Origin of the sequence: Actinoplanes sp. GCM10030250 (assembly GCF_042666575.1) — a bacterium.
Classification (GTDB): domain Bacteria; phylum Actinomycetota; class Actinomycetes; order Mycobacteriales; family Micromonosporaceae; genus Actinoplanes.
In genome coordinates this window covers 1-11,389 of the sequence record NZ_JBHTDO010000036.1, presented here as the reverse complement: position 1 = coordinate 11,389, position 11,389 = coordinate 1, and the positions used below count along the sequence as shown (strand labels likewise).

Genomic DNA, 11,389 nt, shown 5'->3' with positions numbered 1-11,389 from the left:
GGGCGGTGTCTGAGCCTCCTCGGGTGCGGGTTGCCAGGTTCCTCGAACGGACGACTGCGGAGGGGCCGGGAGAGCGGACGGCCATCTGGGTGCAGGGTTGCACCATTCGATGTGCGGGCTGCTTCAACCCTCAGTTCTTCGGCGTGCGCGACGGAACCTTGACCGACCCCGCCGATCTGGTGCGCCGGGTGCTCGACGCCGGAACGCCGGGGCTGACACTGCTCGGTGGCGAACCGTTCGAGCAGGCGGCCGGGCTGGCCGCGGTGGCAGCGGGGGTGCGTCTGGCCGGGCGCTCGGTCATGACGTTCACCGGCTATGAGTACGACCATCTGCGCGAACAAGTGGCGGCGGGCCGCGAGGACATCGCCGCTCTGCTCGACGCGACTGATCTGCTGGTCGCGGGGCCGTACCGGGAGGATCTGCTCGACCATGAGCGGCCCTGGGCCGGCTCGACGAATCAGCAGTTCATCCACCTGACCGACCGTATCGCCGACGCACCGATCGACGTGGCTGTCACCCCGGATCGGCTGGAAGTCACCATCAGCAGCTCCGGCACCGTCGTGGTCAACGGATGGGCCGATACAGAGACCCTCGACGCTCTCCTGGCCGGATTGCCGGCTCGCCGCAGCCACCGTCTCTGACCTTCGACGCCCGGCCAGCTTGCGCCGCCGCCGACGCTGAACCCTCGCTGGCGCGCAGCCACCGAGCCTGGCCCCCGGCGGCGGAACTCGCCCGGGCCGGCGGCGGAACTCGCCCGGGGTAACGCCGAACTCGCCGAGGTGGCGGAGCGGGCGGTGCTGAGGCATGTGATCAGGCCGGCGAGGGTGATGGATGGCCGAGCGGGTGGGGGCGCGGGAATCTTCACGCGCCAAAATTCTTCGTTGTTTCTTGCGCGTTAATCGATGCGACTCTATTCTCAGCCAGGAAAGCGCTTTCCTGCATGTAGAGGTGCCCAACGACGGAGGGCGGCCTGGGGCTGCCGCGCGCCCATCAGTGGTTCGCACCATGACGAGAACAAGTGAGGCGAGGATGAAACGATCAGTCGCACTGCGACTCTCGGCGGTACTGAGCACTGCGGCGGCGGCGGGTGCCATCGCCGTGGCGCTGCCGTCGCCCCAGGCATCGGCGGCGGTCGGTACGGCCACCGGGTTCGCGAGCAGCAACGGCGGGACCAGCGGCGGGGCCGGCGGGGCCACCGTACGGGCGACCACCGGAACGGCGATCCACACGGCGCTCTGCAACCGGGCCAGCAGCAGCACTCCGATCACCATCGAGGTGCAGGGCACGATCAACCACGGCAACACCACGAAGGTGTCGGGCGACAGCTGCAACACCGCCGCGGACAAGATCGAGCTCAAGGAGATCAGCAACGTCACGATCATCGGTGTCGGCTCCGGTGCGACCTTCGATCAGCTGGGCATCCACATCCGGGACTCCAGCAACATCATCATCCAGAACGTGACAGTCAAGAACGTGAAGAAGTCGGGTTCGCCGCTGTCCAACGGTGGTGACGCGATCGGCATGGAGAGCACCGTCCGCAACGTCTGGGTGGACCACGTCAGCCTGGAGGCCTCGGGCGGCGAGTCGGAGGGCTACGACGGCCTGTTCGACCTGAAGGACGACGTCGAGTACGTGACGCTTTCCTACAGCACCCTGCGCAACTCCGGCCGCGGTGGCCTGGTCGGGTCGAGCGAGAGCGACACCGGGAACAGCAACATCACGTACCACCACAACAAGTACGAGAACATCGACTCGCGGACGCCGCTGCTGCGTGGCGGTATCGCGCACATCTACAACAACCACTACGTGAGCCTCAACGAGTCGGGCATCAACTCCCGGGCCGGTGCGCGGGCGAAGGTGGACAACAACTACTTCCAGAACTCCAAGGACGTGCTCGGCACGTTCTACACCGACCAGGCCGGTTACTGGCAGGTCAGCGGCAACATCTTCGACAACGTGACCTGGTCGGCCAAGGGCACCGACAACAACCCGGCGGGGCCGAACCCGGTGTCCAACACGAGCGTGAGCGTGCCCTACTCGTACTCGCTGGACAACGCGTCGTGCGTGCCGAGCATCGTCAGCCAGACGGCGGGCGCGAACAAGGGGATCCGTACGTCGACCGGCAACTGCTCGGTGACCTCGACGCCGACCGTTTCGCCCACGTCGTCGCCCAGCTCCTCGCCGACGTCCTCGCCCACGTCGTCGCCGACCGTGACGCCCACCCAGCCCAGCGGCACGAACCTGAGCCTCTCGGGTGGCGCTGACGGGTCCAGCAAGGCCAGCGGGACCAGCTACGGCAACGTCAAGGACGGCAACATGAGCACCTACTGGTCGCCGAGCGGCACCACCGGTGACATCTCCGTCAAGTGGGGCTCCGCCACGACCGTGTCCCGGGTCAACATCCGGGAGGCGTCCGGCGCGACCGGCCGGATCGGGAACTGGCAGGTTCTCAACGGCAGCACGGTCCTCGCCTCCGGCACCGGCGCGAAGGCAGTCAGCTTCTCGTCGACCTCGCTGACGAAGATCACGTTCCGGATCACCAGCGCGTCGGGAACGCCGCAGGTGGCCGAGTTCGAGACGTACGCCAGCTGATCCACGCAGCACCGAACGCGCCGGCCCGGAGCACCAGCCCCGGGCCGGCGTTTGCTGTGCCGGCTCCGGCCCGAGCCAATGTCGGTCGGGCGTCCAGTCGGCCCGGCGCCCCAGCCAGCTTCGCGCCCGGGCTGATGCCCAGTCGGCCCGGCGCCCGGTGGTCTCGTTCCTGTGCGGCGTTGCGGCTGCGCCCGCCTAGTCTGATGCGGTGATCGACGAACGCGGCATCTCGCGGGAGCACCGCGCCGAACTGCTGAAGGAACGGGTCTACATCACCTTCACCGCGCTCGCCGTGGTGCTGGCGCTGCGGTCGCACCATCCGACCGCCGACGAGGCCGCTGTCACCCTGCTCATCGCCGTCACCGGCACCCTGCTCGCCGTGTTCGTCGCGGACGTGGTGTCGCACATCGCCGTCCACGCGGCACTGCCGATGAGGAGCGAGCTGCGCCAGATGCTGCGGGTGGTGTTCGGCGCCCTCGGTTCGCTGCTCCTGCCGTTCGTGTTCCTCGCCCTCGCCGCGGGTGAGGTGTGGAAGGTCGAGGCCGCCCTGCGGGCGTCGACGATCGCGCTGGTCTCGGCCCTCATCGCGATCGGCTACGGCGCGGTCCGCCGGGTACGCCTGCCGCTGTGGCAGAAGCTCATCGTGCTGTTCGCGGAGTTCGCCCTCGGCGCGGCCGTCGTCGCCGTGGAACTACTGGCTCACGGCGCCTGACCGCTACCCGCATGAGTCGGCGGGTGCGCCGGCGTCTGCTACCCGCATGAGTCGGCGGGTGCGCCGGCGTCTGCTACCCGCATGAAACGGCGGATGCGCCGGGGTCGGCCATCCGGGTGGGATCAGCGGGTGGGCATCAGCCACTCGCATGAGCCGGCGGCTGCGCTGCGGCCCGGGGTGGGCAGGGCCGTGGCGCTGGTGCGGGCGTGACTTCGCACTGTCGTACATCTGCATTGAAGGTCGTGGTATTACTACCCGCATGGCGATCAGTGAGACGGATCTAATCCATTTGCGGCGGTGTGTTGATTTGGCGCGGGAGGCGCTTCTCGACGGTGACGAGCCGTTCGGGTCGGTGCTGGTGGCGGCGGATGGTGGGGTGTTGTTCGAGGATCGGAATCGGGTGAAGGACGGTGATGAGACGCGTCATCCGGAATTCGAGATCTCGCGGTGGGCGGCGCGGAACATGACGCCGGCGGATCGGGCGGTGGCGACGGTTTACACCTCGGGTGAGCATTGTCCGATGTGCGCGGCGAGTCACGGGTGGGTCGGTCTGGGGCGGATCGTGTACGCGGTGTCGAGCGCCCAATTGGCGGAATGGGGAATGCCGGCCGGACCGGTGGCGGCGTTGCCGATCAGCGTGGTCGTTCCGGGCGCCGAGGTGGACGGGCCGGTGGCGCAATTCGCGGCGGAAATGCGGGAGTTGCACGGAGCCCGTCCCGGCATTCAGCTCCGGTAACGCCCGATGATTTCGGTGATCTCGGCCGCGGCCCGGCGCAGAACCTGCATCTCGTCGTCGGTGAATTCGTGGGCGGCGGCGCCCAGCACGCAGGCCGCACCGACGACCTGATCGGCGACGGTGATCGGTATCCCGGCGTAACAGCCGACGCCCTCGACAGTGACCAGCGGATTTCCCGACTGGACCGGATCGTTGCGGGCGTCGCTGACCACATACGGCCCGCCGGATGCCACCGCGCGGGTGCAGAACGCCCACTCGACCGGCAGGCCGCCGGTCTCCAGGAGCCAGCCGGGCAGCCCGAACGCGCCCGCCGTGGCCTGCGCCGTCCCGAGGACCACCGAGGCCATCGCGACGGGCATGCCGGTCTCCTGCGCCATCCGCTCGGCCACCACGTCCAGTTCCGCCCGCATCCCCGCGTTGTCGAGGTCGAGCGACGCGACGACGCGCAGCCGGTCCCGGTCGTGCAGCACCGTGTTCACCACGTGCACCTCCTACCGGTTCAGACCCGGGTCGCGAGGGCCCGGTAGGTGACCGTCCGGATTCTCGCTCCGCGGCCGGCCACCCGCATCAGGCCGCCGATGTCGACCATCGCGTCGGCGGCGCGGACCAGGTCGTCGAGATCTTCCACCGGCCGGGACAGGCCGAGTTGGTGGCACGCCAGTGCCCAGATCTTCTCGGCGGCGTCGGCACCCATGCTCTTGGCGAAGTCAGCGATCAGCGCTTCCTCGTCGGGTCGCTCGAGGTTCCAGCCAGGGATGGTCACGAAATCACTCCCGCCACATCAGCCGGCGCATCTGACCTGGTTCCCTATTACACCCCGGCGGTTACCCCGGCCGGGCCGTTTCGGCGAATCCGGAGCTGGTCACCGCCTCATGTCGCCGGCTTCCTTCATGTTGTGCGACACCATCGCGCCGAAGAACTCCGGGAAGCTGCCGTAGCGCTCGACCTCGACACCAGCGAGCCACAGAATGGCCGACGACTGCCCCTCGGCCGGGAGCATCACGAACAGGTCGATGCTCGTCTCGGACGCCCCGATCGGAAAGACGTCACCGCCGGCGGCGTGCGGCTCCAGGTCCGCCAGGAGTTCCTTCGCCTCGGTGAAAGAGGGTCCGCCGGACAGTTCCGCGGTGCTGAACAGGTCGGTGTTCTGCAGGATCGCGGGCCATCCGTCGGCGTGGCGCAGGAACGCGGCGTATTCCTCGTCGAGTTCCCGGCCGAGGTCGCTCTCCGCGCGCCGAATGGCTTCGTCGGAGGCCGGCGGATTCGGCGGCTCGTGCCGCCACAGTTCGTCCGGATCCGCGCGCTGGAGCAGCTGTTTGGCCGCCATCATCCGATCGATCTCGGCTGCCCAATTCACGTTCATGGTCGCTGTCCTCCGCCGGCGTGCGATGTCGGTACGACGTTTCGAGCCATGCTGCGGCGGCTCGGCTGATCAGGCCGGTGGGTCCCAGGCGAGTCCTTCACGCTTCAGCCGATCGACTATCCAGTGCCGTCCCATCGAGTCTGCCGCCTGCCAAGCGTGCCGGAACGGGCGCCCCTGATCACGCCGCAGCCGGAGGACGCCACGTGAGCCGCCACCTCGGCGAGACAGGTCCGGCATGTTGTGGCAGAGGTCCGCGAGCCACGCGATGCAGGCTGTGTAGTCGTCGTCGGGCCAGAACTCCAGCGGCTTCGTACGCCGCGCCATCGCCCTGATCTCAAGAATCGCCAGGTTCTTCAGGAAGGACCCGGCGCTCAGATCGTCCACGGGCCTCAGTGTCCGCCTCATGTCGCCCGAACCCGGAATGCGGCCTATTCGGTCTCGTCGTCGGTGCGGCCCGACAGCTTGCCGCGGGAGGCCTCCCAGGCCAGCCATTGCAGCAGCTGGCTCGACTGCCTCTTGTTCAGGCCGCGCAGCTTCTTGAAGTCGTCCAGCGACACGTCGAGTCTCGCGAAAGACGGCCGGGGCCGCTCGCCGGATTCGGCGAGCAGCCCCGGCGGAACACTGATGACCATGCAGATCCAGGCCGGTGCGGGGGCCGGCTCCAGCAGGTACGGCATCAGGACGTAGTCCTGGGACTTGTCAGGGCGGGTGCCCTTCGCCGTTCTGCTGAAGCCGTTCCGCTCCGCGGTGAGGATCAGCTTCTCCAACTCGGTGTGATCGGCGAGCTTCGCGGTCGAGGGCACGGGCCAGCCGAACCAGGATCTGCTGGTGGCCCTCTCACGCATCCATCTCACCTGAGGCCGCCCTCCCGCATTGCCTACTCCTTCGGCTGTTGCCTCATGCCGTCGGCTTCCTTGATGTTGTGCGACACCATCGCGCCGAAGAACTCGGGGAAGTTGCCGTACCGCTCGACTTCGACACCAGCGAGCCACCGGATGGTCGACCGCCGCCCTTTGCCCGGGAGCATCACGAACATGGCAGTATGACGCGCCGAGCCGCGTTGCGGTCGGCGCGGCTGATCAGGCCGGTGGGTCCCAGGCAAGTCCTTCGCGCTTCAGCCGATCGACTATCCAGTGCCGTCCCAACGAGTCCGCAGCCTGCCAAGCATGCCGGAACGGGCGTCCCTGATCACGCCGCAGCCGAAGGACACCATGCACGCCGCCGGCCCGGCGGGACAGGTCCGGCATGTTGTGGCAGAGGTCCGCGAGCCATGCGATGCAGGCTGTGTAGTCGTCGTCGGGCCAGAACTCCAGCGGCTTCGCGCGTCGCGCCATCGCCCTGATCTCAAGAATCGCCAGGTTCTTCAGGAATGATCCAGCGCTCAGATCGTCCACGGGCTTCACTGTCCGCCTCACCTCTTCCGAACACGATCCGACAGCAAGTGATCGGGGAGGGATGCCGCGGCATCCCTCCCCGATCACCTCAGTGCGATGGCCTATCGATTACCCACGCCACCCGGCCACAGATGAATATAGATGGGCGTGTCGAAATTGATTCTCTTGTTGTTGGGGTCAGCCGCGCGTTTCAAGAGCTCGGCCATCCGATGGTTTCCCTCGATCATGTAGTTGTCCTCGTCATGGTAACGCAGAAGGGACATCTCACCACCGGTCGGCCGGGTCGTGCTCAGGAGAAGCTCATCGTCGGTCATCGATCTGGCCAGGCCCACCTTGACCGGATCCGACTTCCATTTGCCCTTCTCATCGAGATTGTCGTGCCCAATTCCGATGAGATCGTTAACCGTCGCGTTCGGAGCATGCTCGGTCGGCTCCGGCTCCGGCTTGCCACCGAAGATCTTGGAGAAGAATCCGGGCGGGCAGTTGTGCACGAGAACCGGCGTGGCTTCCGCGAGCACGTAATACGTGTGGATGTCGCCCACCGTGAGGTTGTGCACCGTGGCCTGCTGAACGGTCCAACGGTCTACCGCCGTGATCTGGACGAGCGTGCCGGCGCTGGTGCGCAGCCACTGGCGCGGACGCAGGTCGGTGGCCTGGATCCACTCCTTGAGCTCGGGTACCCAGAACGGGTGCCCGTCGGTCGCGGTGACCTCGGCATCGTCCGAGTTCGGGTCGCCGTCGGTGTCGATGGTGACCTTGACCAGGTGCTTGACCCCGGAGCCCTTGATCTCGGCGGTGACTGTCTCCGCCCGGGTCTCGCCGGTCTCGGGGTCGGTGGCCATCACCTTGTCGCCGGCTCTGACCTCCTCGATCGGCTTGGTCGAGCCGTCAGCCATCAGCACCCGGGTTTCCGGGGTGAAGCTGTTGTCGGAGTTGGAGCCGGAGCAGCCCCCACCTCCGCCGGCCTTGCCGCCGTTCCCCTTGGCGCTCGAACCGCCGCCGCTGCGGGAAGCTCCCCCGGAACCGGACTTGGATCCACCGCCCTTGGTGCCGCCGGCCGACGAGCTCTTCGGCGCGGCCTTGGCCTGGGCCTGTTTCTGAACCGGGCTACCGGTCTTCTTCGTCGCCTGGGACGCCTTGTTGCTGATCGTATTGATCTTGTCGGCGGCCTTCTTCTTGGCGGCTTGGGCTGCCTTCTTTGCCCGCTCGATCGCCAGCTTCTTGGCGTTCAATGCCGCGGCCTCGGCCGCGCGTGCGGCGGCCAGCACCAACTCGGCTGCCTTCTTCGCCGTACGCCAGGCCTGGATCGCGGCGATGGTGCGGTCAATCGCCCGCAGCACCGCCGGGATCTTGCCGAGCTTGGCCCATGGGATCGCGCCGATGATCAGGCTGCCGCAGGACCACATGTCACCGCCGAAGCAGGCCATGGCGTCGTTGATGCCGATGAAGTCCTTCAGCATCGACCAGGCGGCGGAGATGATCACGTCGGTCAGCGACCGGTTGGAGTTCGCCTGTGCCTCGGCGATCTGCGCCGCGGACAGGCCCGCGCCGGCGAGAGCCGAGGCCAGCTCGGACGGGGTCAGCGAGATGGACAGGCCGGTCGGGTCGGAGTGGGTGACCGGGTTGTTGTGGGCGTAGGCGTACCCGTTCTGCTGCAGCGGGTCAGCAAGGTCGACCACGGGGTCGGCGGACAGGAACCGTCCCACTTCCGGGTCGTACAGACGCGCACCGAGGGGTGTGTAGCCGGACGAGTCGTCCCGCAACGCGCCCAGGAATCCGGCGTTCGCCTTCATGTTCAGCGCGAGCGGGGCGGTGCCGCGCTCGTTGCCGAACGGGTCCTGCTTGCGGATCCGGATGCCCATCGTGCCACTGAGGGTGATCTCGGCGTACGGGCTGCCCTGGTGATCACCGGTGAGGGCGACCAGGCCCGGCGCCCCGCCACCCAGGGCGTACCGGACGACTGATCCGCCGGGGACCGCGTAGGAACGCTGGGCGTTGACCTGCGCGCCGCCCTGCTGGACGGTGAGCTGCGCCTCGCCGAGGTTCAGCGTTGCCTGCTTGCCCTGGATGGTCAGCAGGCGGGATCCGCCGGGGCCGTAGATGTAGGTGGTCTCGTCCTGGGGCAGCCACACCTGACCGGCGTTGCCTGTCGCGCAGGTGGCGAGGGTGACCGGCGAGTTGACGGCGCTGACCGTGGCGCACAGGTTCGACGCCGGGTGGGTCAGCTGGCCGCTCGCGCTGCGCCGGAACTGCTGGGCAGCCGATCCGTCGCACTTCTGCAGCCCCAGGCCCGAGCCGGCCGTGTTCGCTACCGGCTGGGCGCACCAGGTCCCGTTGTACTGGGTCATCGTGCCCAGGTTGGCGTCGGCCTGTCCGGGCGACGGCTTGAAGGTCCACTTCTGAGCGGAACTGCCGTTGCAGCCCCAGATCTGGATCTTGGCCCCGGCCGCTGCCGCACCCTGGTCGACGTCGAGGCAGGCGTTGCTCAGGCCGAAGTACGACGACTTGCCGTTGGTTCCGGACCCGGAGATGCGCTCGATCTGCCCGTCGTAGGTCCAGGACAGCTCCTGGTTGTCACCGTTCTGCACTGACGTGACGGCGGTTGTCTCACCGGTCAGCGAGTAGAGCCGCTCGGCTTCGGCCGTGACCTGCGCACCGGCCGGGGTGACCTGCTTCTTGGTGACCTTGGTGAGCGTGCCGGGCTGGCTGCCGTCGGCCTTGCCGTAGACATAGGTGCTGGTGGTGTCCTTGGTGGTGTCGCCGGTGAGGTTCTTCTCGACCAGCTTGGTGCGGTTGCCGAGCAGGTCGTACTCGTACTCCTGCCAGTAGCCCGCGTTGTCCTTACCCGCCGCGACGGTCGAGGCGGCCGGAGCTGCCGAGCAGGAGTCCTGGTCCTTCGCGGTCCACGACTTGGCCAGCTGGCCGATCATGTCGTAGGTGAAGCACTGCCGCTCCTCGATACCGACCGACCGCTCGCGGATCGACGTGACGTTACCGACGTTGTCGTAACCGTACGAACGGTGCGACGCGAGAACCCCGCCGACCAGCGTCTTGTCACCGGTGTTCTCCCGGTAGACCTGCTGGTCGGTGAGCGCGCCATCCGCCTCGTCGAACGTGTTCTGCGCCCACACCCGGTACGGCTGAGCACCCAGCGTCGAGCGCATGAGCTGTCCGTACGGCGAGTACGCCGTCTCGGACCCGTACCAGTCCTGGCCCGAAACGGACAGCGGCAGGCCGTCCTTGTTGTACCGGGCGATCAGCTTCTCGCTGGGGAGGGTGCCGACTCCCGGAAGAGTCGCCACCTCCGGCAGACCGGTGTCGGTGTAGGTGTAGCCGTAGGTGTAAGAGGTCTGCAGCCCCCACGTCGCCGCGACGTCCGCGGGCAACGTCAGCGTGGTTGCCGTCGGCTGGTAGTCGCTGGTGTAGCCGGCGATCGACTGCTTGTAACCCTTGCCGTCGGTGTACCGGGTCGCCGTCGCCGGCAGGCCCTTGCCGCCGGGCGCGGTGTCATAGGTGAACTCGGCGCGCAGGTCGGTCAGTTCCCAGCCCAGGAACTGCTTGGCCGGGCGGGAGAGAGCGTCGTACTCCGTGACCAGCGTCGTGCCGCGGGCGTCGGTCGTGGAGATCACCCGGTCGCGATGGTCATAGACCTTCTTGGTGGTACCGGCGTCCGGATCTCTTGCTTCCACCACACGGCCGCGCTGGTCGTACTTCCACGACCAGTCGTTGCCCGCCTTGGCCGCCGAGTTGGTCGCCTTGACCATCTGGCCGCTCGCGTCGAACTCGTACCGCATGGAGGTGAAGCCACCGGCGGCGGCGTCGTTGAACGTGTCGAGTCGGCTGGTGCGGCCCAGCGTGTCGGCGTACATCCGGTACGAGGCGGTGCCGGTGGGGTTGCGCACGGTCGACCAGTCGGCGCCGTACTCGTACTTCGTGGCGCGTGCCGGGGTTTCCTGGCCGCGCAGGATCGGGGTCTCCTGCAACACCCGGCCGAGGCCGTCGTAGGTGTAGCGGGTCGCGTTGGGAACCGCGATCTCCGAGTCCGGGGTGAACAGGCTGCCCGACGGGTTGCCCTTGGTGAAGTAGGCGTTGTTGGTCTGCCACACCTCACCCGAGCTGTTGTACAGCGTGTCGGTGATCAGCCGGCCGCCACCGGTCGCCTGCTCCTGTGACTGCCGCTCCCGGCCCAGACCGTCGTAGATCGTCACCGACGTCTCGATACGGTTCTCGTGCCCACGCGCCTTGGAGGTGATGAACGGCGGCTGCCGCACACCCTCCGCGTCCGGCTTCGGAATCGTGTAGGTCGCCTCGAAGTCCGGGATAGCGGCGCCCGCCCGGCCCGGCGCCCAGCCCTTGACGAGCCGGCCCAGCGGGTCGTACTCGGCGCTGCTGACGTGCCCGTTGGCGTCGGTCGTCTTGACCGCCACGGCCCGGCCCGGCTCGAGTTCCTGGGTCTGCTTGTGGCCGAACCCGTTCTCCTCGATGACCTTGAACGCCTGCCCGGTGGCCGGCTCGTAGGTGATCTTCGAGGTCTGCATGTCCGGGTCGAGGAACGAGGTGACCCGGCCGATCGCGTCGAAGTAGTAGGCGCC

General features: G+C 67.7%; 12 protein-coding genes. 4 read left to right on the top strand and 8 right to left on the bottom strand.

Annotation, left to right across the window (positions count from 1 at the left end; genetic code table 11):
- The first annotated feature begins 5 nt into the window (after positions 1–5).
- The 4 genes from ACFQV6_RS34575 to ACFQV6_RS34560 all read left to right on the top strand — a co-directional run bounded on the left by ACFQV6_RS34575 (position 6) and on the right by ACFQV6_RS34560 (position 4,040).
- The gene (locus ACFQV6_RS34575) at positions 6–641 is read left to right on the top strand and encodes a 4Fe-4S single cluster domain-containing protein (protein ID WP_378031949.1); all 636 of its coding nucleotides are present in this window, start codon (positions 6–8) and stop codon (positions 639–641) included.
- 388 nt (positions 642–1,029) lie between these two features.
- A complete protein-coding gene (locus ACFQV6_RS34570) occupies positions 1,030–2,592 on the top strand; it encodes a polysaccharide lyase family 1 protein (RefSeq protein WP_378031873.1) in 1,563 nt (520 codons plus the stop codon).
- Positions 2,593–2,800: 208 nt separating this feature from the next.
- The gene (locus ACFQV6_RS34565; RefSeq protein WP_378031872.1) at positions 2,801–3,304 is read left to right on the top strand and encodes a hypothetical protein; all 504 of its coding nucleotides are present in this window, start codon (positions 2,801–2,803) and stop codon (positions 3,302–3,304) included.
- Positions 3,305–3,452: 148 nt separating this feature from the next.
- Positions 3,453–4,040, top strand: coding sequence for a nucleoside deaminase (locus ACFQV6_RS34560; protein WP_378031871.1), 588 nt, complete (start codon positions 3,453–3,455; stop codon positions 4,038–4,040).
- On the opposite strand, the gene ACFQV6_RS34555 is transcribed toward ACFQV6_RS34560, so the two are convergent.
- The 8 genes from ACFQV6_RS34555 to ACFQV6_RS34520 form a co-directional block, all read right to left on the bottom strand.
- Entirely contained in the window at positions 4,028–4,522 is a 495-nt protein-coding gene (locus tag ACFQV6_RS34555) for a GAF domain-containing protein (RefSeq protein ID WP_378031870.1), read from the bottom strand. The genes ACFQV6_RS34560 and ACFQV6_RS34555 overlap by 13 nt on opposite strands.
- A 17-nt stretch (positions 4,523–4,539) precedes the next feature.
- Positions 4,540–4,803 (bottom strand): hypothetical protein, encoded by a 264-nt coding sequence (locus ACFQV6_RS34550; protein WP_378031869.1) that lies wholly within the window; start codon positions 4,801–4,803, stop codon positions 4,540–4,542.
- 99 nt (positions 4,804–4,902) lie between these two features.
- Complete coding sequence (locus ACFQV6_RS34545) at positions 4,903–5,403, bottom strand: SMI1/KNR4 family protein (RefSeq protein WP_378031868.1); 501 nt, start codon at positions 5,401–5,403, stop codon at positions 4,903–4,905.
- Positions 5,404–5,472: 69 nt separating this feature from the next.
- A complete protein-coding gene (locus tag ACFQV6_RS34540; RefSeq protein WP_378031867.1) occupies positions 5,473–5,787 on the bottom strand; it encodes a hypothetical protein in 315 nt (104 codons plus the stop codon).
- Between the two features lie 44 nt (positions 5,788–5,831).
- Positions 5,832–6,248 (bottom strand): hypothetical protein, encoded by a 417-nt coding sequence (locus tag ACFQV6_RS34535; protein WP_378031866.1) that lies wholly within the window; start codon positions 6,246–6,248, stop codon positions 5,832–5,834.
- A 32-nt stretch (positions 6,249–6,280) separates the two neighbouring features.
- Entirely contained in the window at positions 6,281–6,439 is a 159-nt protein-coding gene (locus ACFQV6_RS34530; RefSeq protein WP_378031865.1) for a hypothetical protein, read from the bottom strand.
- A 43-nt stretch (positions 6,440–6,482) separates the two neighbouring features.
- Positions 6,483–6,797, bottom strand: coding sequence for a hypothetical protein (locus ACFQV6_RS34525; protein ID WP_378031864.1), 315 nt, complete (start codon positions 6,795–6,797; stop codon positions 6,483–6,485).
- A 101-nt stretch (positions 6,798–6,898) separates the two neighbouring features.
- Positions 6,899–11,389 (bottom strand): ricin-type beta-trefoil lectin domain protein (locus ACFQV6_RS34520; protein WP_378031863.1); only part of this gene is annotated, 4,491 nt, incomplete at its 5' end.